This window comes from Actinomycetes bacterium, from assembly GCA_022599915.1.
In the GTDB taxonomy this organism is placed as follows: Bacteria; Actinomycetota; Actinomycetes; order S36-B12.
In genome coordinates, this window is the sequence record JAHZLH010000056.1 from 1 (window position 1) to 23682 (window position 23682).

Genomic DNA, 23682 nt, shown 5'->3' on the forward strand with positions numbered 1-23682 from the left:
CTATGGCGGAACAGAAAATCCGCATCCGGCTGAAGGCCTACGACCACGACGTCATTGACAAGTCGGCCCGCCGGATCGTTGAGACTGCCACGCGCACCGGTGCGCGCATTGCCGGTCCGGTGCCGCTGCCGACCGAGAAGAACGTGTACTGCGTTATTCGGTCACCGCACAAGTACAAGGACAGCCGTGAGCATTTCGAGATGCGGACACACAAGCGGCTGATCGACATCATCGACCCGACCCCCAAGACGGTCGACGCACTGATGCGTCTCGACCTCCCTTCGGGCGTCGCGATTGAGATCAAGGGCTAACGACATGAGCGGAGTTCAAGGACTGCTGGGTACCAAGCTCGGCATGACTCAGGTATGGGACGAGGAGAACCGGGTTGTTCCGGTCACTGCCGTCAAACTGGGTCCGTGCGTGGTCACTCAGGTTCGCAATCCAGAGACCGACGGCTACAGCGCCGTGCAGTTGGGTTACGGCGCGATTGACCCGCGCAAGGTAAACAAACCCATGGCGGGTCACTTCGCCAAGGCTGGGGTCACCCCACGTCGTCACGTGGTCGAAGTGCGCACCGAGGATGCCAGTGAGCTCGAGGTAGGCCAAGAGCTCGACCTATCCCTGTTCGATGAGGGCGCACGGGTGGATGTCACCGGTCGCACCAAGGGCAAGGGATTCACCGGCGTTATGAAGCGGCACGGCTTCTCGGGTGTTGGCGCTAGCCACGGTCAGAAGCGCAATCACCGCAAGCCAGGTTCGATCGGCGCCTGTGCCACCCCGGGACGTGTTTTCCGTGGCCTGCGCATGGCTGGTCGTTCCGGCGGCGAGCGGCAAACCACCTTGAACTTGAAGGTGCAAAAGATCGATCCGGAAACCGGGATCATGCTGATCCGCGGTGCCATTCCGGGTCCTGCTGGCGCAGTAGTGCTGGTACGCAGCGCAACGAAGGGCGGCGAGTGATGGCATCCATTGATATTCGCACCCCGGAGGGCACCGGCGGCTCCGTCGAACTGCCCGCCGAGATTTTTGATGCGACCGCAAGCATTCCGCTGATTCATCAGGTGGTCGTGGGCCAGTTGGCCGCGGCTCGCAGTGGCAATCACAAGGCCAAAGACCGCAGCGAAGTTGCCGGTGGCGGCCGCAAGCCGTATCGGCAGAAGGGCACCGGCCGCGCTCGGCAGGGCTCCATCCGTGCACCGCAGTTCGCCGGTGGCGGCGTGGTGCATGGCCCGACTCCGCGGGACTACAGCCAGCGCACCCCGAAGAAGATGAAGGTCGCTGCGCTGCGTGGCGTGCTCTCAGATCGGGCTCGTGAGGACCGGATCGGCGTGGTGTCGTCCTTCGTCGCTGGTGATGCTCCCTCCACCAAGGAGGCGCTGGCCGTGCTGGGTGACTGGCGCGATGAGGGTCGGCTTTTGGTGGTTTTAGCCCGAGACGAAGAAAGCGCCTGGCGCTCGCTACGCAATGTCGCGGCGATCAGCCTGGTGGCCGCAGATCAGTTGAACGCCTACGACGCAGTCGTCAGCGACCGCATTGTGTTCAGCGAGGCGGCCTTAGCGGCTTTCCTCGGCCGCGGTTCGGCGGAAGCCGCCCCAGCCGCCGCAGAAGAGTCGGCCAAGAAGCCGGCCAAGAAGGCAGCCGAGAAGGCAGCCAAGCCGGCTGAGGCCAAGGCAGAAGAACTAGTGGCAGCGGATGAGCAGTCCGAGGCCGCGGCTGACGAGAAGACCGAGGAGGAGTCATGAGGATCAACGACCCCCGCGACATCCTGATCGCCCCGGTGGTGTCGGAGAAGAGTTACGAGTTGCTGGACGGCAACAAGTACACCTTCGTCGTGCCGCGCAGTGCGAATAAGACTCAGATCAAAATCGCTGTGGAGGAAGTCTTCGGCGTGACGGTCACCAAGGTCAACACTATGAATCGCGCCGGCAAGCGCACCCGGACCCGCACTGGGTTCGGCAAGCGCCCCGACACCAAGCGGGCCATCGTTTCGGTGGCACCGGGCGACCGCATCGACATCTTCGGAGGACCGGTCAGTTGACCGGCCGCAGAATCGGAAGGCATTAGCTATGGGTATTCGCAGGTACAAGCCGACGACCCCCGGTCGCCGGGGTTCCAGCGTGTCTGACTTCTCCGAAGTCACCCGCACTGAACCGGAAAAGTCGTTGACTCGACCACTCCCCAAGAAGGGCGGTCGCAACAACTCCGGCAAGATCACGACCCGGCACCAGGGCGGTGGTCACAAGCGGGCTTACCGAGTGATCGACTTCCGTCGCGCGGATAAGGATGGCGTGAACGCGAAGGTTGCTCACATCGAGTACGACCCCAACCGGACTGCCCGCATCGCACTGTTGCATTACGTGGATGGCACCAAGCGATACATCATCGCACCGGACAAGCTAAAGCAGGGCGACGTCGTCGAGACGGGTCCTTCGGCTGATATCAAGGCCGGAAACAACCTGCCGCTACGCAACATCCCCGTCGGTACCGTCATCCACGCCGTGGAATTGAAGCCCGGGGGTGGCGCCAAGTTGGCCCGTTCCGCTGGCTCTCGAATCCAGTTGGTTGCGAAGGACGGTGGCATGGCCCAACTCCGGATGCCGTCCGGTGAGATCCGCAACGTTGACGCCCGCTGCCGGGCGACGATCGGTGAAGTTGGCAATGCCGAGCAGGGCAACATCAACTGGGGTAAAGCCGGCCGCAAACGCTGGAAGGGCAAGCGTCCTACGGTTCGTGGTGTCGCCATGAACCCGGTTGACCATCCGCACGGTGGTGGCGAGGGGAAAACCTCCGGTGGCCGCCATCCGGTGAACCCGAACGGTCGACCGGAAGGTCGCACCCGGCGTCCGGGCAAGCCAAGCGACAAGTACATCGTCCGCCGCCGCAAGACCGGCAAGAAGCGCTGAGGGAAGTAGAAGATGCCACGTAGTCTTAAGAAAGGTCCGTTCGTGGACCAGCACCTGTTCACCAAGGTGGAGTCGCAGAACGAATCGGGCAGTCGCAACGTCATCAAGACGTGGTCGCGGCGGTCGATGATCGTTCCGGACATGATCGGTCACACCATCGCAGTACATGATGGACGCAAGCACGTGCCGGTGTTTGTCAGCGAGAACATGGTCGGGCACAAGCTCGGCGAGTTCGCGCCGACGCGCACCTTCAAGGGGCACATCAAGGACGACAGAAAGGCCCGGCGCGTTTAAGCGCCTGGATCGCAGGAACGAGAGGTACGTCATGGAAGCCAGAGCCCAGGCTCGCCGGGTACGGGTATCCCCGATGAAGGCCCGGCGCGTGGTGGATCTGATCCGCGGTTTGCCAACTGCGGAGGCGCAGGCCGTTTTGCAGTTTGCGCCGCAGGCCGCCAGTGAGCCGGTACTGAAGGTGCTGAATAGCGCCATCGCCAATGCCGCCAACAATCACCAGATGGACGAGCGTGAGTTGGTGATCGCCGAGGCCTACGTTGATGAAGGGCCCACAATGAAGCGAATCCAGCCGCGGGCGCAGGGCCGGGCTTACCGCATCCGCAAACGTTCCAGCCACATCACGATCGTGGTCGCCGACGCTGACTCGGCGACCGACAGCAGGAAGAGGGGCTGATCCCATGGGCCAGAAGATCCATCCGCACGGATTCCGGCTCGGCTACACCGCCGACTACGTCTCCAACTGGTACGCCGACGGCCACAAGCCGGGTCAGCGTTACCGGGACTATGTGGAAGAGGACGTGAAGATCCGTCGGCTGATCGCCGACCGGATGCCGCGAGCCGCGATCAGCAAAGTGACTATTCAACGCAGCCAGGGCCGCGTTGAGCTGTGGGTTCACACCGCTCGGCCGGGTATCGTCATCGGCCGCGGTGGCAAGGAGACTGACGCGCTGAAGCGAGAGCTGGAAAAGATCTCCGGCAAGCAGGTGCAGGTCAACGTCATCGAGGTCAAAGACCCCGAAGTTGAGGCACAGCTGGTGGCCCAGGCAGTCGCAGAGCAGTTGGCGGGCCGAGTGGCCTTCCGGCGGGCCATGCGCCGGGCCTTGCAGTCCACGCTGAAAGCTGGCGCTCAGGGCATTCGAATCCAGGTCTCCGGTCGATTGGGCGGCGCAGAAATGAGCCGCACCGAGTTCTACCGCGAGGGTCGGGTACCGCTGCACACGCTGCGGGCCAATATCGACTACGGCTTCGCCGAGGCGCACACCACTTTCGGCCGGATTGGCGTGAAGGTGTGGGTGTACCGGGGCGAGGCGCCGGTTACCCGAGCTGATCGCGAGCAGGCGGAAGCGCAGAAGCTCATGGGTCGCTCCTCGCGTGGTCGCGGTGGACGTCGTGACCGGGGTGACCGGGACCGTCGTTCAGATCGTGGCGAGGGTCAGCAGCCAGCGGCTGCGCCCGAGGCAGCAGCAACCGCGGCTCCCGAGGCCGCAGCAGGAACGGAGGGCTGAGTCATGCTCATCCCGCGCAGGGTGAAGCACCGCAAGCAGCACCACCCGAGCAGGCGTGGTGTCGCCAAGGGCGGCACCAAAGTTGTGAACGGCGAGTGGGGCCTGCAAGCCATCACCCCCGCCTACGTCACCAACCGACAGATCGAAGCAGCTCGTATCGCCATCAACCGACGGGTTCGTCGTGGCGGCCGACTGTGGATCAACATTTACCCAGACCGGCCGCTGACCAAGAAGCCAGCGGAAACCCGGATGGGTTCGGGTAAGGGCTCACCGGAATGGTGGGTAGCCAACGTGAAGCCCGGGCGAGTGATGTTCGAACTGTCCTACCCCGATGAAGAGATTGCCCGCGAGGCACTCGAGCGCGCCGCACACAAACTGCCGCTGAAGTGCCGGATCGTGCGACGAGATATGAGTGAGGGCTGATGGCTGCAACCAAGACCGCTGATCTCCGCAAGCTTGCTGATGACGAGCTGGAGAACACCCTGGCGGAGCACAAGACCGAGTTGTTCAACCTGCGGTTCCAATCCGCGACTGGCCAGTTGGAAAGCCATGGCCGGCTGCGGGCAGTCCGCCGGGATATCGCGCGCATCTACACCGTGTTGCGCGAGCGAGAGTTGGGCATCACCACACTCGACGAGGATCAGGATGGTGCCGCATGACGGAGGAAGCAGTGACCCAAGACAAGACTGAGGCCACCGGGCGCGGCTATCGCAAGACCCGCGAGGGCCTAGTGGTGAGTGACAAGATGGACAAGACAGTCGTGGTGGCGGTCGAGGACCGGTTCAAGCACCCGCTATACGGCAAGGTGGTGCGTCGCACCAGCAAACTGAAGGCACATGACGCCAACAACGAGGCCGCCCCCGGCGACCGCGTTCTGCTCATGGAGACCCGACCCACGTCGGCGACAAAGCGCTGGCGGGTAGTCGAGATCCTCGAGAAAGCCAAGTAGGCCCGGCGCTAGGTATCAGGAGATAGACAGATGATTCAGCAGGAGTCACGGCTTCGGGTGGCGGATAACACCGGCGCCAAGGAGCTGCTCTGCATCAGAGTGCTCGGCGGTTCCGGCCGGCGCTACGCCGGTATCGGTGACGAGATCGTATGCAGTGTCAAAGACGCCATCCCAGGTGGCAACGTGAAAAAGGGTGAAGTGGTGCGTGCCGTTGTGGTGCGCACTCGCAAGCAGCGCCGTCGTCCCGACGGTTCCTACATCCGATTCGACGACAACGCGGCAGTTGTGTTGAAGACCGATGGTGAGCTGCGCGGTACTCGTATCTTCGGCCCCGTGGGTCGCGAGTTGCGAGACAAGAAGTTCATGAAGATCGTCTCGTTGGCCCCGGAGGTGCTGTGATGGCTATGTCGATTCGCACCGGTGATGAAGTCCAGGTAATCGCAGGCAAAGACCGCGGCCTGGAAGGCAAGGTGCTCACAGTCTTGTCGGAGTCAGATCAGGTAATCGTTGAAGGGATTAACCGCGTCACTCGGCACACCCGAGTCGGGCAGGACAACCGCGGCGCCAAGTCTGGCGGCATTGTGAACCAGGAAGCCCCGATCCATGTGTCCAACGTGATGCTGATTGATCCCGAAGACGGCCGTCCCACTCGAGTGGGCTTCCGTCGCGAGGACGTCGAGAAGCAGCGTCCCGACGGGTCAACTTACACCGGCACCCGGGGAGTCCGGTACAGCAAGCGTACGGGCAAGGAAGTGTGATGAGCGAAACCCAGCAGATGCCCCGACTCAAGGAGCAGTACCGCAGTGAAAGCATTGCGGCGCTCACCGAGGAGTTCGGCTACCAGAATGTCATGCAGGTTCCCAAGGTCGAGAAGGTCGTGGTGAACATGGGAGTCGGTGACGCCGCCCGCGACAGTAAGTTGATCGAAGGTGCCATCACCGACCTGACTGCCATCACCGGCCAGCGGCCACGCGTCACCCGGGCCAAAAACTCCATTGCGCAGTTCAAACTGCGCGAGGGGCAGCCGATCGGCGCCAAGGTGACACTGCGCGGTGACCGGATGTGGGAGTTCCTGGATCGGTTGTTGTCGCTGGCATTGCCGCGAATCCGTGACTTCCGCGGCCTGTCTAGTAAACAGTTCGATGGGAACGGTAACTACACCTTTGGCCTCACCGAGCAGGTCATGTTCCACGAGATCGATGCCGACAAGATCGACCGGTCGCGAGGAATGGACATCACGGTGGTGACCACCGCCCAAACCGATGACGAGGGACGCGCGCTGCTGCGGCAGCTGGGCTTCCCGTTCAAGGAGAAATGACGTGGCGAAAAAAGCACTAGTCAATAAAGCGAACGGCAAGCAGAAGTTCAAGGTGCGCGGCTACACCCGTTGCACCCGTTGTGGCCGGCCGCACTCGGTATACCGCAAGTTCGGCCTGTGCCGCGTGTGCTTCCGCGAAATGGCGCACCGCGGCGAGTTGCCGGGCATCACAAAGAGCAGTTGGTAAAAGAAACGACGCTGTAGGTCCCCAAGGAAACCACAGTGAGGAAGGGCCGGTAGAGGCCATGACAATGACAGATCCGATCGCAGACATGTTGGCGCGACTCCGGAACGCGAACTCCGCGTATCACGAGTCAGTTAGCATGCCGTCGTCGAAGATCAAGGTCGGGATTGCTGACATCCTCAAGCAGGAGGGCTACATCGCTGACTACGAAGTTGGCGAGGCTCGGGTTGGTCAGACACTGACGATCTCGCTGAAGTTCGGGCCATCACGCGAGCGCTCGATTGCTGGGCTGCGCCGGGTGTCCAAGCCCGGACTACGGGTGTACGCCAAGAGCACCGAGTTGCCGAAAGTACTTGGTGGTTTGGGTATCGCGATCATTTCTACGTCCGGAGGTCTGGTCACTCAGCGCCAGGCCGCGAAGAACAAGACTGGCGGGGAAGTCCTCGCCTACGTTTGGTGAGGGAGGCGTTATGTCGAGAATTGGACGGCTACCCGTCGAAATCCCTTCTGCGGTTCAGGTCACCGTGTCTGGTCAACAGGTCATGGTGAAGGGCCCGAAGGGTGAACTCAGCCTGGCAGTCTCGGAACCGATCGCCGTTGAGGTCGCTGACAACGAGGTGCGCGTGGCTCGCCCCGATGATGAGCGCCGCAGCAAGCAACTGCACGGCTTGACCCGCACGTTGGTCAACAACATGGTGGTCGGTGTGACTGAGGGCTACAGCAAGACTCTCGAGGTTGTCGGGACCGGCTACCGGGTACAGGCGAAGGGCAACGGGCTTGAACTGGCTCTGGGCTTCAGCCATCCGATCAACTACGAGGCGCCGGACGGAATCACCTTTCAGGTGGAAACCCCGACCCGGTTCCACATCAATGGCATCGACAAACAACTCGTTGGTGAGGTTGCTGCCAACATTCGCAAACTGCGTGCTCCCGAGCCCTACAAGGGCAAGGGCGTGCGTTACGCCGACGAGCACATTCGCCGCAAGGCCGGGAAGGCAGGGAAATAGTCATGGCTGTAGTAGCCAAGCTGGGTTCCGGGGATCCGACCCGGGTCGGGCGGCAGCGCCGCCACACTCGCGTACGCAAGAAGGTGCGTGGCAGTGCCGAACGACCGCGCATGGTGGTCAACCGGTCCGCCCGTCATCTTTTTGTGCAGATCGTCAACGACGACGAGTCCCGCACACTGGTCTCCGCCTCCACCATGGAGGAGGGCGTCCGGGGTAGTGGCGACAAGACCGCGCAGGCCAAGCAGGTTGGCGACTTGATCGCCGACCGGGCCAAGTCCGCAGGTATTGGGGCGGTCGTGTTCGACCGCGCTGGTAACCGTTACACCGGCCGAATTGCGGCCCTGGCAGATGCCGCCCGTGAGGGCGGACTGGATTTCTGAGGAAGAGGATCGACTTATGGCAGCACAGCGTAGAGGCGGAGAGCGCCGGGAACGCAAAGACCGGGGTGGCAGGGACGACCGGAATCAGTATCTGGAGCGCGTGGTTGCGATTAACCGCGTTTCCAAGGTCGTCAAGGGCGGCCGCCGGTTCAGTTTCACCGCATTGGTGGTCGTCGGCGACGGCGACGGCCGGGTAGGTGTCGGCTACGGCAAGGCGAAAGAAGTGCCCGCGGCAATCGCCAAGGGTGTGGAGATCGCCAAGAAGAGCCTCTTCACGGTGCCTCGGATTCAGGGAACGATCCCGCATCCGGTGATGGGCGAGGACTCAGCGGGGCAGGTAATGTTGCGACCGGCTGCCCCCGGTACTGGTGTGATCGCCGGTGGTCCGGTGCGTGCAGTGTTGGAGTGCGCGGGTATCGCCGATGTGCTCAGCAAGTCGCTGGGTTCCGACAATGCCATCAACATCGTGCATGCCACGGTGTCTGCGTTGCGGAGCCTGGAGCGTCCGGAGCAGGTAGCAGCCCGTCGCGGACTGCCGCTGGAAGATGTCGCACCGGAGGCGATGCGCCGGGCAATGGCGGAGGTGAAGTCCTAATGGCTTCGCTGAAGGTAACCCAGCGCCGATCGGTTATCGGTGGCACGAAGGCGCAGCGCGAAAGCATGCGCTCCCTGGGGTTGAAGCGGATCGGCGACAGTGTCGTCAAGCCGGATCGCCCCGAGATTCGCGGAATGGTCACGACCGTTTCGCATCTGGTGGAAGTTGAGGAGACAGACTGATGATCAAGCAGCATCACCTGCGCCCCGCTCCGGGTGCCAAGAAGGCGCCGACCCGCAAGGGCCGCGGCGAAGCTTCCAAGGGCAAGACCGCGGGTCGAGGTACTAAAGGTACGAAGGCCAGGGGTCAGGTTCCCGCAGGATTCGAGGGCGGTCAGATGCCGCTTCATATGCGGATTCCGAAGCTGAAGGGGTTCACGAACCCGTTCCGCACCGAGTACCAAGCCGTCAACGTTTCCCGGTTGGGCGAACTGTTCCCCGACGGCGGCGAGGTAACCATTGCTGACCTGGTGGCCAAGGGTGCGGTGCGAGCCAACCACCCAGTCAAGATCCTGGGTAATGGTGCTATCGAGGTTGTCGTCAACGTGACGGCGACTGCCGCATCGAAGTCCGCAGTCGAAAAGATAACCGCCGCTGGTGGTTCTTTCACCGCCGGCTGACCCCAGCAACGGCAACCGCTGGTAGCCTTGCCGATGTCGGTGGGGCGCCAGCCTCGACCGACCATGGACCCCTAGTACTGCCGGGAGGAACTCGGTGCTCAGTGCATTCGCTGCGGCGTTCCGGACTCCGGACCTACGCCGAAAGTTGCTTTTCGCCCTGGGAATGATTGCGTTGTTCCGACTCGGCTCCGTCGTGCCGGTTCCCGGGGTGGATTACACCGCGGTGCAGCGTTGCGTAACCCTGGTGCAAAACCAAGACCTGTACGCCTTGATCAACCTGTTCAGCGGTGGCGCGTTGCTGCAGTTGAGCGTGTTCGCGCTCGGCATCATGCCCTACATCACTGCATCGATCATCCTGCAGTTGTTGGCGGTCGTGATCCCTCGGCTGGAGAAGTTGCGCAAGGAAGGCCAGGCCGGCCAGGCCAGGATCACGCAGTACACCCGCTACTTGACCGTGGGATTGGCAGTGTTGCAGTCGGCCAGCATTCTGGCGTTGGCTCGCACCCCGGGCCAGCTCTTCCAGGGCTGTAACGAGCGGGTAATCCCGGACACGTCGGTGTCGCAGATGGCAGTAATGGTGCTGACCATGACTGCTGGCACCGCGACCATCATGTGGCTGGGTGAGTTGATCACGGATCGCGGTATCGGCAACGGTATGTCGATCTTGATCTTCTGCTCCATCATTGCGGTGATGCCGCAGCAGTTCTTGAGCATCTACTCCCAGTACGGTCCGTTGGCCTTCGGCCTCACCTTGGCGGTCGGTGTAGCGGTTGTTGCGTTGGTGGTCTTTGTGGAACAGGCCCAGCGTCGGATTCCGGTGCAGCATGGCCGCAATCAGGTAGGCCGAAAGTTCTATGGCGGCGCCTCCACCTACATTCCGATGAAGGTGAACATGGCTGGCGTGATCCCGGTGATCTTCGCGTCCTCGATCCTGTTCGTGCCGACGTTGATCGTGAACCTGAGTGGATCCGATGGGGCGATCGCGCAGTTTGTGCTGCAGAACTTCCAGAGTGGTACCTCGCCGGTCTACCTACTCACGTTCGGCTTGCTCACGATCTTCTTCTGCTACTTCTACGTCTCGATTACGTTCAACCCGACCGAGGTGGCCGAAAATCTGAACAAGAGCAACGGCTTCATTCCGGGTATCCGGCCGGGACGACCCACTGCGCAGTACTTGGAGTACGTGCTGAGCCGGCTGACCGCACCTGGTTCGCTCTACTTGGCGGCCATCGCAGTGCTCCCAGTATTGGCATTTGGCGGCCTCGGAGTCTCCTCAAACTTCGTATTTGGGGGCACCAGCTTGCTGATCATGGTCGGAGTCGGCTTGGATACGGTTAAACAGATCGAGTCGCAGCTCCAGCAGCGCAACTACGAAGGGTTCCTCCGCTAATGCGTATGGTCATCATGGGTCCTCCCGGAGCAGGGAAGGGCACTCAAGCAACAGTCGTCGCCGAGTCTTTCGGCATTCCACACATCTCCACCGGTGCAATCTTCCGCGAGAACGTGGGTCAGGGCACCGAGCTCGGCCGCGAAGCCAAAGGTTACATGGACCGTGGTGAGTACGTGCCGGACAGCGTGGTCAATGGCATGGTGGCCGATCGGCTCGCACAGCCCGACACCGAACCAGGCTTTCTGCTCGATGGCTACCCTCGCACCGTCGATCAACTGCACGAGTTGAACCGACTGCTCGAAGCAGCGAGTCGTCCGCTGGAGCGTGCGGTGGAGATCACCGTCAATACCGAAGAGGTTATCCAGCGGCTGTTGAAGCGAGCCGAGACCGAAGGCCGAGCCGATGACACCGAAGATGTCATTCGGCGTCGGATGGAGGTCTACGCTGCCGAGACCGAGCCATTGATTGCGCTGTACTCCGACCAGGGCATCCTGGTACAGGTAGACGGCATGGGTGGCATCGACGAAGTGAGCGAGCGGATCCTGGCGGCGCTGCGCGGCTAAGGTGTTTCGCCGACCTGGGGCTATTGAACGAAAGTCCCTAGAACAACTTGTGAAGATGCGGGCCGCCGGTCTGGTTGTCTCCGACGCCCTCCAAGCTTGTACTGCTGCGGTACGCCCTGGGGTGACCACTGCAGAGCTGGATCAGGTGGCGGCAGATGTCATCGGTGCCGCCGGAGCCGAACCTTCTTTCCTCGGCTATTTCGGCTTTCCAGCCGTCATCTGTGTGTCGGTCAATGACGAGGTTGTCCATGGCATTCCAGGTGATCGCGAGTTGGTTGCTGGCGACCTCGTCTCGATCGACTGCGGGGCCATCGTGTCCGGTTGGCACGGCGATGCGGCAGTCACTGTGCCAGTCGGGGAGGTTGCTGAGGAACTGACAGCGCTGTCGGAGGCCACCCGCGAGTCACTCTGGGAGGGCATTTGTGCAGCCGCGGTAGGTGGCCGGCTGAGCAATGTGGGAGCGGCCGTGGAGGGCAGCATCCGAGAAGCCGGCAATGAGTACGGCATCCTGCGGGACTACGTTGGTCACGGCATCGGCTCGCAGATGCATATGGCTCCGTCGGTGGCCAACTTCGGCCCACCCGGCAAGGGGCCGCGTCTCAAGTCAGGTATGGCAATCGCTATCGAGCCGATGGTGACCCTGGGCAGCCCGGAAGTCTCGGTACTTTCCGACGAATGGACCGTCGCGACTGACGCCGGCAACCCGGCTGCGCACTGGGAACACACGATTGCGCTGACCGACCGTGGTCCCTGGGTATTGACCGCCCCCGATGGGGGTGCGGCGGAACTTGCCCGCCGCGGGATTGCCTCCCCCGCGCAGGAGTGGGACGGGCTACGGTAGAGGTTGGCCGTCCGATAGATCGGATGAGACGCTAGTCACAGCGGATCGAGGTTTCCGCACCCGGCCCCCATGCCCTACACTGGCGGTCGGTTCAGTTTTCCTGACCGATCTCTCAGCGGATCTCGCTGCTTCGGCAGCGGTGACGTCGTGCGGTCGATCTAGGGGCTGATCCGCCATCAGTGTCCGCGTCGGTCCAACCGGCGGGGAACCGGAATGGTGAAGCGGTTGCGGCCGGAAGTACAGAGACGAGGACGTGTCGAGGAATGGCCAAGAAAGATGGCGCCATCGAACTGGAAGGCGTTGTGGTGGAATCCCTGCCTAACGCAATGTTCCGGGTCGAGCTCGACAATGGCCACAAAGTCCTAGCGCACATCAGCGGGAAGATGCGGATGCACTACATCCGGATCCTGCCCGATGACCGTGTCGTTGTGGAGTTGTCTCCGTACGACCTCACCCGCGGTCGGATTACCTACCGGTACAAGTGATTCGCGAGGAATAGTTCAGATGAAGGTCAAGCCGAGCGTCAAGCCGATGTGCGACAAATGCCGCGTCATCAGGCGCAAAGGCGTTGTCCGAGTCATCTGTGACAACCCGCGGCACAAGCAGCGCCAAGGTTAGTCCTAGCGCGACACAAAACAACGGGTCACCCGACCCCCGATCGGCTACGTGTACAGATCGGGACGACACCTCCGGACAGACGGGCCGGAGACCCACCGGGCGGTGGGACTGGTGACCTGCAGGACTCGTCGTGACAGAAGAAGGAAATCGCCCGATGGCACGTCTAGTCGGTGTTGACCTGCCCCGCGACAAGCGGGTCGAGGTAGCACTCACCTATATCTACGGAGTCGGAAGGTCGCGGGCCAAGCAGGCCTTGGCCGAGACTGGGATCGACCCCAACTTGCGGGTTCACGATCTCGGTGACCCCGAGTTGATCGCACTACGCGACTGGATTGAAGCGAATCTACAGGTCGAGGGTGACCTGCGTCGTGAAGTTCAGGCTGACATTCGCCGCAAGGTGGAAATCGGCTGCTACCAGGGAATCCGCCATCGTCGCGGGCTCCCAGTGCACGGCCAACGGACTCACACCAACGCTCGTACTCGCAAGGGTCCGCGCAAGACCGTCGCAGGCAAGAAGAAGGCCTAAGGCCGCAACCAACGAGTTGTAGGAGAGAACTAGATATATGCCTCCCAAGAGCAGTGGCGCTAAAAAGAGTCGTCGCAAAGAGAAGAAGAACGTTGCCCAGGGGCACGCTCACATAAAGAGCACGTTCAACAACACCATCATCACCATTACGGATCCGACCGGAGCGGTGCTCGCCTGGTCCTCAGCTGGCCAGGTGGGTTTCAAGGGCAGCCGCAAGTCCACACCGTTTGCCGCACAGATGGCCGCTGAGGCCGCTGCACGACGCGCCATGGACCACGGCATGCGCAAGGTAGACGTATTCGTACGCGGTCCGGGCTCCGGTCGAGAGACTGCGATCCGCTCACTGCAGGCCACTGGCCTGGAGGTGGGCTCCATTTCCGACGTGACCCCAATCGCCTTCAACGGCTGCCGCCCGCCCAAGCGGCGCCGGGTTTGAGCAGGAGAGAGATTTAGATGGCTCGATACACCGGACCCGACTGCAAGCGTTGCCGCCGGGAGAAGACCAAGCTGTTCCTCAAGGGCAGCAAGTGCTACACCAACTGCCCGCTGGAGCGGAAAGCCTATCCGCCGGGTATGCACGGCCAGGCGCGCCGCCCCAAGGAGTCAGAGTACTTGCTGCAGATGCGCGAAAAGCAGAAGTGCGCTCGTATCTACGGTGTGCTGGAAAAGCAGTTCCGTGGCTACTTCGCTGAGGCGTCTCGTCGTCCCGGCAAAACCGGCGAAAACCTGCTGCGGATCTTGGAAAGTCGCCTCGACAATGTTGTCTACCGGGCTGGCTTTGCCTCCTCGCGTGACATGGCGCGCCAGTTGGTGCTTCACGGCCACTTCACCGTCAACGGTCACAAGGTTGACATTCCGTCCTACCGGGTCAGCCCAACCGACATTGTCGAAGTGAAGGCTTCCTCCCGGGAGCTGACTCCCTTCCTAGCGGCGATCAATGATGCTGGTCTTCGCGAAGTGCCGGGTTGGCTGGAAGCGATCCCCACTCAGCTGCGCATCCTGATCCACTCACTGCCGGAACGGCAGGCGATCGATACGGACGTGCAGGAACAGTTGATCGTCGAGCTTTACTCGAAGTGATCTTCGGGGCTACTCAGCCCCGACCAATCTTGGTCGTCATATAGCGGGCGGCCACGGAAAGGAAAAAAGAAGTGCTCATCACCAAGCGACCCGTTCTGCGTGAGGAAACGCTGTCGGACTACCGTTCCAAGTTTGTCTTGGAACCGCTAGAACCCGGCTTCGGCTACACGTTGGGCAACTCGCTGCGTCGGACGCTGCTATCCAGCATTCCCGGCGCTGCAGTCACCAGCATCAAGATTGATGGCGTCCAGCATGAGTTCTCCACCATCGAAGGCGTGAAAGAGGATGTCATTGAGATCATCCTGAACGTCAAGGGGCTGGTGGTCTCCATCGACGGCGACGACGTGGCTACCGCCTACATCACCAAGACCGGACCGGGGCTGGTAACCGCCGCCGACATCCAGTTGCCTGCTGGTGTCGAGGTGCACAACCCGGACCTCGTGATCGCCTCACTGGACGATCGCGGTCAGTTGGAAATGGAGCTGACCATTGAGGCTGGTCGTGGCTATGTCACCGCGCAGCCCCCGCCCCGGGATGCCGGCGGTGAGATCGGTCGGATCCCGGTGGACTCGATCTACTCACCAGTGTTGAAGGTGACCTACAAGGTAGAAGCCACCCGTGTGGAACAGCGCACTGACTATGACCGCCTCGTTGTCGACGTGACGACTAAGCCCTCGATCGAGCCGCGCGATGCCCTTGCCTCTGCTGGTCGGACGCTCGTTGAGCTGTTCGGACTGGCACGGGAGTTGAACGTCGAGGCCGAGGGTCTCGATCTCGGGCCGTCCCCTGAAGAGGAAGAGGACAACGCTCTACTGGCGACCTCGATTGATACATTGAACTTGTCGGTGCGTTCGCACAACTGCCTCAAGCGTGAAGGTATCCAGACCGTAGGCGAGTTGATTACTCGCTCGGAAGCGGATCTGTTGGATATCCGGAACTTCGGCAGTAAGAGCATCGACGAGGTCAAGGACAAGCTGGTCGAGATGGGCCTCGCGCTGCGTGACAGCCCGCCCGGTTTCGACCCGTCGCAGGTCGTCTACTACGGCGACGATGACGGCGGCTTCGCCGAGACTGAGCAGTACTAAGCAACCACAGGAGTCAGGAGTAGTCATGCCTACCCCAACTAAGGGCGCCCGTCTTGGGGGCAGTCCGGCGCATCAGCGGTTGATGCTGGCCAATCTGGCCACCGCGCTGTTCGAGCACGGCCGAATTACCACCACTGAGACTAAGGCGAAGCGGTTGCGGCCGTTCGCCGAGCGGTTGGTCACCAAGGCCAAGCGCGATGATCTGGCTTCCCGTCGACGGGTCGCTGCGGTTATCAAGGATCCCACCGTGGTCCATGAGTTGTTCACTGAGATCGCTCCCGGCTATGCCGGTCGGCCAGGTGGCTACACCCGGATTACCAAGATCGGTCCGCGCAAGGGTGACAACGCCCCGATGGCGGTCATCGAGCTGGTAGAACCGCTCGCGGAGCAGACCGTGGCTGAAGCGACTGCTGCGACCAAGCGGGCGGCCAAGGAGGCTGCTGCCGCCGAGGCCGCCGACGCTAGCGAGGAGTCAACCACCGAGGAGACCGCCGACGAGGTGACCCCGGAAGCGTCCGAGGAGTTAGCAGAAGAACCGACAGCCGCCGCCGACGACTCCGCTGTCGCCGAAGCTGCCGACGATGAGTCGGACTCGGAAGAGGATGACGCCGCGAAGTGACCAGCCCGGGCGCTGACCCGCGCGCTGTGCCACCTGGTCGGACCAGAATTCGGCTCGACCTCGGTTATGACGGCACCGGTTTGTCCGGCTGGGCCCGGCAACCCGGACTGGACACGGTTCAGCAGCGGGTGGAATCGGCGCTCGCTGAAGTCTGCGGTGAACCGATCTCGGTGCATTGCGCCGGGCGTACTGATGCGGGGGTGCATGCCCGAGGCCAAGTGGCGCATGCGGATATCCCGGAGCAAGCCCTAGTACGGCGTACCTGGTACGGCCTGGTCGCACAGCTGAATCGACTGATGGGGCCGCAAGTCTTCTGTCGAGCGGTCACTGCTGCGCCAGCGGACTTTGATGCTCGGTTTGCGGCATTGTCGCGTCACTACAGCTACCGGATCTGTGACGATCCGCAGCAACGGGATCCACTCACGCGAAACTTTGTGGTCTTTCACCCCCGTGCGCTGGCTGAGTCGAGCATGGCCACCGCAGCGGCAGCGCTCGTTGGAGAGCACGACTTCGCGGCCTTCTGTCGGGCGAAAGCCGGCGCGACCACAATCCGCCGCGTTTTGTACCTCACGGTTCTCCGAGGAGCTCCCGGACTGCTGACTATCAACATCGGTGCGGACGCGTTTTGTCATTCCATGGTGCGCTCCGTTGTTGGTGCTTTGGTTGCTGTGGGTGAGGGGCGACGAGCGCCGGAGTGGGTGGCGGCGGTGCTGTCCGCCCAGGAACGGGACTCGGCAGCCGGCGTGATGCCCGCCGCCGGGCTGGTCTTGCAGCGGGTGGACTACCCGCCGCCGGCGGAAATGGCTGCGCGTATCCGGGAGGCTCGCCAACTGCGTACGGCCGAGCCAACTGACGGTCAACAGCCGTAAGTAGGAGTGCGAATTTTCTGGAATCTAGCGCGCATCGAATCTCGCGATCTGCAACGCTGGCGCCGGAAGAATCCCGAACCCTAACGATCTTCGGAGGATCACATGCGTGTGGTAGTCGCTCTCGGTGGAAACGCGTTGCAGAAGCGTGGCGAGGCAATGACGGTAGAGAACCAGCGAGAGAACGTGCGGATCGCTTGCCGGGCGTTGTCGCCAGTTGCCATGGAGAATGAGCTAGTCATTTCGCACGGTAATGGTCCACAGGTCGGTCTACTAGCGCTGCAGGCATCCTCTTATGAGGAGGAATCCGAATACCCGTTTGACGTGTTGGGTGCTCAGACGGAGGGAATGATTGGCTACTTTATCGAGCAGGAACTCGGCAACCTGCTGCCGATCGAGAAGCCCATTGCCACGATCCTCACCATGACCGAAGTAGATGCCGATGATCCGGCCATGGCAGATCCGACGAAGTTTGTCGGTCCGGTGTACACCGAGGAAGATGCCAACCGGTTGGCCGCTGAGCGGGGCTGGATAGTGAAGCCTGACGGTGACGTCTGGCGCCGGGTGGTGCCGTCGCCGGAGCCCAAGCGGATTTTTGAAATCAAGCCGATCAAAACGCTGCTGAATATGGGTGCTGTTGTCGTTTGTACCGGTGGTGGCGGAATCCCCACGATGTACGAGAAAGAAGACCACGTCGAAGGGCCCTGGGACTTCAACCCCAAGCACCTCGTCGGCGTCGAAGCCGTGATCGATAAAGATCGGTCCTCAATGGTGTTGGCCGACGATCTCGAGGCCGACCTGTTAGTCATCGCCACTGATGCTGACGCGGTCTACCTGGATTGGGGGACTCCCGATCAGCGAGGGATAAAAGAGGCCTCCCCGGAGTCGCTGGAGGCGTTTGATTTCCCGGCTGGGTCGATGGGACCCAAGGTCGAGGCCGCGGCGGATTTCGCTCGAAAGCGCCCCGGTGCATCAGCTGTCATCGGAGCATTGGAGGATCTGCCGGGGATCCTGGCCGGAGAGAAGGGCACTCGTGTCACCGCGGGTGTGGCCGAGATCACCTACCACTCCTGAATCGATACGCGGTAAGTGGTGGGATCGGCTTTGACCCTTGGCACTTGGCATGGGTACCATAACGAGGTTGCTGTGCGGCCAAGTGCCGCCCGCGGCGGCAGGTCCGCTGCAGCAACTAAGAACCATGGACTAGTCAGGGAGTAGACGTGCGCACCTACACGCCCAAGCCGGGTGACGTCGAGCGACAGTGGCATGTCATCGACGCCACCGACGTAGTGCTCGGCCGGCTTGCCAGCCACGCAGCGAAGTTGCTGCGTGGTAAGCACAAGCCGACCTTCGCGCCGCACGTCGATTCTGGCGACTTTGTCATCGTCATCAATGCGAACAAGGTCGCGTTGAGCGGCTCGAAGCCGACCGACAAATTGGACTACCGCCACTCCAACTATCCCGGTGGTTTGTCCAGCACCTCCTACGGCGAACTGCGTGAAGAAAATCCGCGGCGGCTGATCGAGAAGGCGGTGGGTGGCATGCTGCCGCACAACACTCTCGGTCGGCAGCAGTTGACCAAGTTGAAGGTCTACAGTGGCCCGGACCATCCGCATGGCGCGCAGCAGCCGCAACCCTACGAGATCACCCAGGTGGCCCAGTGAGCGAGAACGACAGCATGACTAAGCAGGCTGAAGAGGTTGAGCAGACCGAAGCGGTTGAGCAGACCGAGGAAGCTGCCCCGGCAGTGCCCACTGTGTCCGTGACCGCTGGCAGCGAGGCCGCCACCGGGCGTCGCAAGGAAGCCGTGGCGCGGGTTCGGATCGTAGCCGGATCGGGTGAGTGGCAGGTGAACGGTCGCACGTTGGCGGAGTACTTCCCCAACAAGGTGCACCAGCAGCTGGTGGCCAGCCCATTGGCGCTCACCGGCACGTTGGGTCAGTTTGACGTCATCGCCAATATCCACGGTGGCGGCGCCTCCGGCCAGGCTGGTGCGTTGCGACTAGCAGTGGCGCGGGCACTGAACGACTTCGACACTGAAGCCTTCCGGCCAGAGCTGAAGAAGGCTGGTTTCCTCAGCCGCGACGCTCGGGTCAAGGAGCGCAAGAAGTACGGCCTTAAGAAGGCGCGTAAGGCACCGCAGTACTCCAAGCGCTGATCGTCTGATGGGTCGCCTATTCGGCACCGATGGAGTCCGTGGGCTTGCCAACCGCGATCTCACGCCAGAACTAGCTCTGGCTGTCGCTGGTGCTGCCGCGCGAGAACTGGGCAGCAACAGTAGTGGTCGGGCCACTGCGGTCGTCGGCCGTGATCCCCGGGCAAGTGGTGAGTTCTTGGCTGCTGCCGTTTGTGCGGGCATCGCTGCCGCTGGTGTTGATGTCTGGGATGTGGGTGTCCTGCCCACTCCGGCAGTCGCCTTCCTCACGGATTCCACTGGCGCGGATTTCGGGGTGATGTTATCCGCCTCGCACAACCCCATGCCCGACAATGGCATCAAGATCTTTGCTCGCGGTGGTCGCAAACTCGCAGATGACGTGGAAGACCGCATTGAGCAGGCCATTACTGCCTCGGTGCCCGGCCCGACCGGCGCCGACGTTGGCCGTATTCGCATCGGGGGTGACCCACTGTCGGACTATGTGGCTCATGTTGTCGCTTCGGTGGATCATCGTCTCGACGACCTGCATGTGGTGGTGGACGGCGCAAACGGCGCGGCCAGCGACGCGTCACCGCGAGTACTCCGCGAACTCGGGGCGACGGTATCGGTGATTCACACCGAGCCGGATGGCTGCAACATCAATGACGGTTGCGGCTCCACCCATATGGCAGACCTCGCCGCTGCGGTACAAGAATTGGGCGCAGATGTAGGCATTGCCCACGATGGCGATGCGGATCGCTGCCTGGCGGTGGATGCAACCGGCAACTTCGTCGATGGCGATCAAATCATGGCTGTGCTCGCGCTGGCGATGCGAGACAACGGTCACCTAGTCGACAGCACCGTGGTGGCCACGGTGATGTCCAACTTAGGGTTCAAACTGGCGATGCAGCGGCAAGGCCTCACGGTCGTCGAGACTGCTGTTGGCGATCGCTATGTTTTGGAAGCCATGCGGGCCGCTGGCTACAACCTGGGTGGCGAACAAAGCGGTCACGTACTTCTGCTCGATCACGCCACTACCGGTGACGGCGTTCTCACGGCTGCCCACCTGCTCAGTCGAGTTGCCGCCACCGGGACTTCGCTGGCTGAACTCGCGGCAGTAATGCAACGACTGCCGCAAATCCTGATCAACGTTCCTGGTGTGGACAAGTCGCGAATGCCGGAGAACGAAGCGATTGCGACCGCTGTCCGAGCAGCCGAGGAAAAACTGGGTGAGACCGGTCGAGTGTTGTTGCGGCCATCGGGTACCGAACCACTCGTGCGGGTCATGGTGGAGGCAGCCACTCAGGCGGAGGCGGAGCGTTTCGCCGAGATGTTGGCTGAGGTAGTGCGCACTGAGTTGGCTCTCGACTCCTGAACTCTCGCCGGGTGATGTCGTCTACCTGGGTCCTTTGGCCCTAGGCTTTCCCTCATGTGTGGAATCGTCGGATACGTCGGCAATGGAGCAGCCCTCGACATTGTGGTGGCTGGACTGCGCCGACTGGAATATCGGGGCTACGACTCAGCGGGAGTGGCGCTGGTCGCGGATGAGGATCTGTGGACTCGCAAGCGTGCCGGCAAGATCGAGGTGCTCGAGAGTGAACTCGAACACGAGTCCCCGCCGATGTCCCACACTGGCATCGGTCACACTCGCTGGGCCACCCACGGTGGTCCCACCGATCGCAATGCTCACCCGCATGTGTCTGCCGACGGAAAAGTCGCGATCATCCACAACGGGATTATTGAGAACTTCGCCGAACTCCGCGAGGAGCTCGTAGACGCGGGCATTCCGCTGAGTTCGGAGACTGACAGCGAAGTGGCCGCCCATTTGGTGGCTCGCATGCTGCCGGAGACAGGTGATGATTTGGCTGAGGCGATGCGGCTGGTGGCGCAGCGGTTGAAGGGAGCATTTACGTTGGTCGCGGTGGATGCGCGTCGACCAGATCGCATCGTGGGGGCACGACGCAACTCACCACTGGTGGTGGGTATCGGCGACGGCGAGGCTTTCTTGGCTAGCGATGTGGCCGCCTTCATCGCCCATACTCGTGACGCCATCGAACTAGGTCAAGACCAAGTCGTGGAGTTGACCGCCGATGGCGTGGAAGTGACCGACTTTTACGGCGAACCGGTGGCGACTCGACCGTTCACCGTGGACTGGGATGCCTCGGCCGCGGAAAAGGGCGGCTACGACCTGTTCATGCTCAAAGAGATCGCGGAGCAGCCGCGGGCGGTGGCCGACACCATGCGCGGACGTATCGATCGGGACGGTCGGTTGCAGTTAGACGACAGTCGTATCAGCGACAGTGAACTGCGCGAGATCGACAAAATCGTCGTGGTTGCCTGCGGGACCGCTTTTCACGCTGGGCTGGTCGCGAAGTACGCGATCGAGCATTGGACCAGAATCCCGGTGGAAGTGGAACTCGCCAGTGAGTTCCGCTACCGAGATCCCATCGTAGGTCGCAACACCCTGGTCATCGCCATCTCACAGTCCGGGGAGACCATGGACACGCTGATGGCAATGCGCTACGCGCGGGAGCAAGGTGCTCGGGTGCTGGCGATCTGCAACACTCTCGGATCGACCATCCCGCGGGAAAGTGACGCAGTTCTTTACACCTACGCGGGTCCAGAAATCGCGGTCGCGTCCACGAAAGCATTTCTCACTCAAATCATCGCTGCCTATCTCGTGGGTCTCTACCTGGCCCAAGTGCGCGGCAACATGTTCGGTGACGAAGTGACCCGGATCTTGGATCAGCTGGCGGATATGCCGGGCAAGGTGGATCTGGTGTTAGACACCGTTGAAGACGTACGTGACGTTGCCCGAGAGTTGGCGGACTCGCGATCAGTGCTTTTCATCGGCCGGCATGTGGGCTTCCCGGTGGCGCTGGAGGGTGCGCTGAAACTTAAGGAACTCGCCTACATGCATGCCGAGGGATTTGCGGCGGGTGAGTTGAAGCATGGGCCGATCGCGCTGCTGGAGGAGGGGCTACCCGTGATCGTGGTGGTGCCGTCACCGAACAGCAGCACCATGCTGCACGACAAGATTGTTTCCAACATTCAAGAAGTACGGGCACGTGGTGCGCGAACGATTGTGCTGGCTGAAGAAGGTGACACGTCGGTGGACTCCTACGCCGACCACATCATCCGGTTGCCAGTGACCCCGACGCTGATGCAGCCACTGGTCGCCACGGTGCCACTGCAAGTCTTTGCCTGCGAGATGGCCACGGCGAAGGGCCACGACGTCGACCAGCCTCGCAACCTGGCCAAGTCAGTCACGGTGGAGTGACTCATGATTATCTGTCACGGGCTCAAGTTGATCTTTGTCAAGACAAAGAAAACCGGTGGGACATCCTTTGAAATAGCGCTATCGAAATACTGCAATGCGGACGACATCGTCTGCGATATTTCTGAGGGAGATGAACTCATCCGAGCCGAGCTGGGCTTTCAAGGGCCAGTGAACTTCAGACGCCGACAGCGGGAGAAGTATCTAGACCCTCGCTACGGCGAAGCCCATCCGAACGCGCGGATTATGGGCAAGTTCACAAGCCACATTCGCAGCCAGCGAATCTGTAGAAATATGGGGGAAGAACTCTTTTCTTCCTACACCAAGGTCTCTATTCACCGGGATCCGTTGGATTTTCTCGTATCGCAGTACTACTACAAGATGTATCGTCGCGGCCCGGAGCGCCAAATACCCTTCAAGCAGTGGCTCATCTCGGGAGAGAACTACAAGAACGTCCTCATCAACTACCGCATTGCACCAGTCGATGGTCCTTTTGCGATGGACGTTGTTCTCCGGCAAGAGTCACTCGTTGCGGATATAGAGAAGGCCGCAAGTTTGCCGGAGGGCCTTGGATCTGTTCTTTCTTCCTTAAGTGCTAAGGGAAATCTGCGTGATCCCAAGTCACGAGACGCCCAAGAATTTTTCAAGCAGCAAGGGTGCGAGGAATACATCGAGATAGCCCGGGAGCTAGTGCCGCGCGCCTAATCGCGTCACCGTCATCCCACTGGGTGTACAAACTCTCGCTGGTGCGCGAAACTGGCGCACTTCGTGACAATCTGGACACCGTGATCGTAGGTATCGGTATCGACATGGTGAACATTGCCAAGTTCGGTGCCAGCGTGTCGCGAGCACCCGGCTACGTGGAGGCACTACTCAATCCACGCGAGAGAGTTGATGAATCCGGCGAGGTGCGCACTGTGGCTTCCCTCGCGGCGAGGTATGCCGCGAAACAGGCACTGGCTAAGTCCATTGGGGTTCCGCCCGGAACCGACTTTTTGGAATGCGAAGTGATGGTAGAGCCGGACGGCCGGCCGTATGTAATCACACACGGTTCGTTGCGAGAGGCGGCGCGTCAACTGGGGGTGCGGTCTTGGCACGTGTCGCTGGCGGCAGAAGGCGACATGGCAGTTGCCTATGTTGTGGCTGAGGGGAGGGCCTCGCTTGCTGGCACAACGGCCGTGGAAGTCGCCGATTCCGCATAGAGTGCG

39 protein-coding genes are annotated in these 23682 nt (G+C 61.6%); all 39 read left to right on the forward strand.

Going from position 1 to position 23682, the window contains the following annotated elements; genetic code table 11:
* Positions 1-2: 2 nt before the first annotated feature.
* The 39 genes from rpsJ to K0U62_09460 all read left to right on the forward strand — a co-directional run bounded on the left by rpsJ (position 3) and on the right by K0U62_09460 (position 23676).
* Complete coding sequence (gene rpsJ, locus K0U62_09270; GenBank protein MCH9801702.1) at positions 3-311, forward strand: 30S ribosomal protein S10; 309 nt, start codon at positions 3-5, stop codon at positions 309-311.
* A gap of 4 nt (positions 312-315) precedes the next feature.
* Positions 316-960: a 50S ribosomal protein L3 gene (gene rplC, locus K0U62_09275; protein ID MCH9801703.1), complete on the forward strand. Its 645-nt coding sequence runs from the start codon at positions 316-318 to the stop codon at positions 958-960.
* Complete coding sequence (rplD, locus tag K0U62_09280; protein MCH9801704.1) at positions 960-1742, forward strand: 50S ribosomal protein L4; 783 nt, start codon at positions 960-962, stop codon at positions 1740-1742. Before rplC ends, rplD begins: the two co-directional genes overlap by 1 nt.
* Positions 1739-2038: a 50S ribosomal protein L23 gene (gene rplW, locus K0U62_09285; GenBank protein ID MCH9801705.1), complete on the forward strand. Its 300-nt coding sequence runs from the start codon at positions 1739-1741 to the stop codon at positions 2036-2038. Before rplD ends, rplW begins: the two co-directional genes overlap by 4 nt.
* Before the next feature lie 28 nt (positions 2039-2066).
* Entirely contained in the window at positions 2067-2903 is an 837-nt protein-coding gene (rplB, locus tag K0U62_09290) for a 50S ribosomal protein L2 (protein MCH9801706.1), read from the forward strand.
* A gap of 12 nt (positions 2904-2915) precedes the next feature.
* Positions 2916-3197 (forward strand): 30S ribosomal protein S19, encoded by a 282-nt coding sequence (rpsS, locus tag K0U62_09295; protein ID MCH9801707.1) that lies wholly within the window; start codon positions 2916-2918, stop codon positions 3195-3197.
* 31 nt (positions 3198-3228) lie between these two features.
* Positions 3229-3591: a 50S ribosomal protein L22 gene (gene rplV / locus K0U62_09300; GenBank protein MCH9801708.1), complete on the forward strand. Its 363-nt coding sequence runs from the start codon at positions 3229-3231 to the stop codon at positions 3589-3591.
* A gap of 4 nt (positions 3592-3595) precedes the next feature.
* Positions 3596-4423, forward strand: coding sequence for a 30S ribosomal protein S3 (gene rpsC / locus K0U62_09305; GenBank protein ID MCH9801709.1), 828 nt, complete (start codon positions 3596-3598; stop codon positions 4421-4423).
* A gap of 3 nt (positions 4424-4426) precedes the next feature.
* Positions 4427-4846, forward strand: coding sequence for a 50S ribosomal protein L16 (gene rplP / locus K0U62_09310; protein ID MCH9801710.1), 420 nt, complete (start codon positions 4427-4429; stop codon positions 4844-4846).
* Positions 4843-5082, forward strand: a complete 240-nt coding sequence (gene rpmC, locus K0U62_09315) for a 50S ribosomal protein L29 (GenBank protein MCH9801711.1) — start codon at positions 4843-4845, stop codon at positions 5080-5082. The genes rplP and rpmC overlap by 4 nt, the downstream gene beginning before the upstream one ends.
* Positions 5079-5372 carry a 30S ribosomal protein S17 gene (rpsQ, locus tag K0U62_09320; GenBank protein ID MCH9801712.1) on the forward strand — a complete coding sequence of 98 codons (294 nt, stop codon included), beginning with the start codon at positions 5079-5081 and terminating at the stop codon, positions 5370-5372. The genes rpmC and rpsQ overlap by 4 nt, the downstream gene beginning before the upstream one ends.
* 30 nt (positions 5373-5402) lie before the next feature.
* The gene (gene rplN, locus K0U62_09325; GenBank protein ID MCH9801713.1) at positions 5403-5771 is read left to right on the forward strand and encodes a 50S ribosomal protein L14; all 369 of its coding nucleotides are present in this window, start codon (positions 5403-5405) and stop codon (positions 5769-5771) included.
* Positions 5772-5776: 5 nt separating this feature from the next.
* Positions 5777-6130, forward strand: a complete 354-nt coding sequence (gene rplX, locus K0U62_09330; protein MCH9801714.1) for a 50S ribosomal protein L24 — start codon at positions 5777-5779, stop codon at positions 6128-6130.
* Between the two features lie 17 nt (positions 6131-6147).
* Positions 6148-6690: a 50S ribosomal protein L5 gene (rplE, locus tag K0U62_09335; GenBank protein ID MCH9801715.1), complete on the forward strand. Its 543-nt coding sequence runs from the start codon at positions 6148-6150 to the stop codon at positions 6688-6690.
* Position 6691: 1 nt separating this feature from the next.
* Complete coding sequence (locus K0U62_09340; GenBank protein ID MCH9801716.1) at positions 6692-6877, forward strand: type Z 30S ribosomal protein S14; 186 nt, start codon at positions 6692-6694, stop codon at positions 6875-6877.
* 58 nt (positions 6878-6935) lie between these two features.
* Positions 6936-7334, forward strand: coding sequence for a 30S ribosomal protein S8 (rpsH, locus tag K0U62_09345; protein ID MCH9801717.1), 399 nt, complete (start codon positions 6936-6938; stop codon positions 7332-7334).
* A 10-nt stretch (positions 7335-7344) separates the two neighbouring features.
* Positions 7345-7881, forward strand: coding sequence for a 50S ribosomal protein L6 (gene rplF / locus K0U62_09350; GenBank protein MCH9801718.1), 537 nt, complete (start codon positions 7345-7347; stop codon positions 7879-7881).
* Between the two features lie 2 nt (positions 7882-7883).
* Entirely contained in the window at positions 7884-8261 is a 378-nt protein-coding gene (rplR, locus tag K0U62_09355; GenBank protein MCH9801719.1) for a 50S ribosomal protein L18, read from the forward strand.
* Positions 8262-8277: 16 nt separating this feature from the next.
* Positions 8278-8856, forward strand: a complete 579-nt coding sequence (gene rpsE, locus K0U62_09360) for a 30S ribosomal protein S5 (GenBank protein MCH9801720.1) — start codon at positions 8278-8280, stop codon at positions 8854-8856.
* Positions 8856-9038 carry a 50S ribosomal protein L30 gene (gene rpmD / locus K0U62_09365; GenBank protein ID MCH9801721.1) on the forward strand — a complete coding sequence of 61 codons (183 nt, stop codon included), beginning with the start codon at positions 8856-8858 and terminating at the stop codon, positions 9036-9038. The genes rpsE and rpmD overlap by 1 nt, the downstream gene beginning before the upstream one ends.
* Positions 9038-9475: a 50S ribosomal protein L15 gene (gene rplO / locus K0U62_09370; GenBank protein ID MCH9801722.1), complete on the forward strand. Its 438-nt coding sequence runs from the start codon at positions 9038-9040 to the stop codon at positions 9473-9475. Before rpmD ends, rplO begins: the two co-directional genes overlap by 1 nt.
* A gap of 94 nt (positions 9476-9569) precedes the next feature.
* Positions 9570-10865 (forward strand): preprotein translocase subunit SecY, encoded by a 1296-nt coding sequence (gene secY, locus K0U62_09375; GenBank protein ID MCH9801723.1) that lies wholly within the window; start codon positions 9570-9572, stop codon positions 10863-10865.
* Between the two features lie 5 nt (positions 10866-10870).
* Positions 10871-11428, forward strand: a complete 558-nt coding sequence (locus K0U62_09380; protein ID MCH9801724.1) for an adenylate kinase — start codon at positions 10871-10873, stop codon at positions 11426-11428.
* A 1-nt stretch (position 11429) separates the two neighbouring features.
* A complete protein-coding gene (gene map / locus K0U62_09385) occupies positions 11430-12269 on the forward strand; it encodes a type I methionyl aminopeptidase (GenBank protein MCH9801725.1) in 840 nt (279 codons plus the stop codon).
* A gap of 263 nt (positions 12270-12532) precedes the next feature.
* Positions 12533-12754 (forward strand): translation initiation factor IF-1, encoded by a 222-nt coding sequence (gene infA / locus K0U62_09390; GenBank protein MCH9801726.1) that lies wholly within the window; start codon positions 12533-12535, stop codon positions 12752-12754.
* A gap of 19 nt (positions 12755-12773) precedes the next feature.
* The gene (gene rpmJ / locus K0U62_09395; GenBank protein ID MCH9801727.1) at positions 12774-12887 is read left to right on the forward strand and encodes a 50S ribosomal protein L36; all 114 of its coding nucleotides are present in this window, start codon (positions 12774-12776) and stop codon (positions 12885-12887) included.
* A 154-nt stretch (positions 12888-13041) separates the two neighbouring features.
* Positions 13042-13413 carry a 30S ribosomal protein S13 gene (rpsM, locus tag K0U62_09400; protein ID MCH9801728.1) on the forward strand — a complete coding sequence of 124 codons (372 nt, stop codon included), beginning with the start codon at positions 13042-13044 and terminating at the stop codon, positions 13411-13413.
* Between the two features lie 37 nt (positions 13414-13450).
* Positions 13451-13849, forward strand: a complete 399-nt coding sequence (rpsK, locus tag K0U62_09405) for a 30S ribosomal protein S11 (GenBank protein ID MCH9801729.1) — start codon at positions 13451-13453, stop codon at positions 13847-13849.
* Between the two features lie 17 nt (positions 13850-13866).
* The gene (gene rpsD / locus K0U62_09410; GenBank protein ID MCH9801730.1) at positions 13867-14493 is read left to right on the forward strand and encodes a 30S ribosomal protein S4; all 627 of its coding nucleotides are present in this window, start codon (positions 13867-13869) and stop codon (positions 14491-14493) included.
* A 71-nt stretch (positions 14494-14564) separates the two neighbouring features.
* Entirely contained in the window at positions 14565-15578 is a 1014-nt protein-coding gene (locus K0U62_09415) for a DNA-directed RNA polymerase subunit alpha (GenBank protein MCH9801731.1), read from the forward strand.
* A gap of 25 nt (positions 15579-15603) precedes the next feature.
* Positions 15604-16197: a 50S ribosomal protein L17 gene (gene rplQ / locus K0U62_09420; GenBank protein ID MCH9801732.1), complete on the forward strand. Its 594-nt coding sequence runs from the start codon at positions 15604-15606 to the stop codon at positions 16195-16197.
* Positions 16198-16223: 26 nt separating this feature from the next.
* Positions 16224-17066: a tRNA pseudouridine(38-40) synthase TruA gene (gene truA / locus K0U62_09425; protein MCH9801733.1), complete on the forward strand. Its 843-nt coding sequence runs from the start codon at positions 16224-16226 to the stop codon at positions 17064-17066.
* Between the two features lie 102 nt (positions 17067-17168).
* On the forward strand, positions 17169-18137 hold the full coding sequence (gene arcC / locus K0U62_09430; protein MCH9801734.1) for a carbamate kinase: 969 nt from the start codon (positions 17169-17171) through the stop codon (positions 18135-18137).
* Between the two features lie 146 nt (positions 18138-18283).
* Positions 18284-18727: a 50S ribosomal protein L13 gene (gene rplM / locus K0U62_09435; GenBank protein MCH9801735.1), complete on the forward strand. Its 444-nt coding sequence runs from the start codon at positions 18284-18286 to the stop codon at positions 18725-18727.
* A gap of 14 nt (positions 18728-18741) precedes the next feature.
* Positions 18742-19221: a 30S ribosomal protein S9 gene (gene rpsI, locus K0U62_09440; GenBank protein ID MCH9801736.1), complete on the forward strand. Its 480-nt coding sequence runs from the start codon at positions 18742-18744 to the stop codon at positions 19219-19221.
* Positions 19222-19228: 7 nt separating this feature from the next.
* Positions 19229-20572, forward strand: coding sequence for a phosphoglucosamine mutase (glmM, locus tag K0U62_09445; protein MCH9801737.1), 1344 nt, complete (start codon positions 19229-19231; stop codon positions 20570-20572).
* Positions 20573-20626: 54 nt separating this feature from the next.
* Positions 20627-22477, forward strand: a complete 1851-nt coding sequence (gene glmS / locus K0U62_09450) for a glutamine--fructose-6-phosphate transaminase (isomerizing) (GenBank protein MCH9801738.1) — start codon at positions 20627-20629, stop codon at positions 22475-22477.
* Between the two features lie 3 nt (positions 22478-22480).
* Positions 22481-23179 (forward strand): sulfotransferase family 2 domain-containing protein, encoded by a 699-nt coding sequence (locus K0U62_09455; GenBank protein ID MCH9801739.1) that lies wholly within the window; start codon positions 22481-22483, stop codon positions 23177-23179.
* Between the two features lie 80 nt (positions 23180-23259).
* Positions 23260-23676 carry a holo-ACP synthase gene (locus tag K0U62_09460; protein MCH9801740.1) on the forward strand — a complete coding sequence of 139 codons (417 nt, stop codon included), beginning with the start codon at positions 23260-23262 and terminating at the stop codon, positions 23674-23676.
* Positions 23677-23682: the final 6 nt, after the last annotated feature.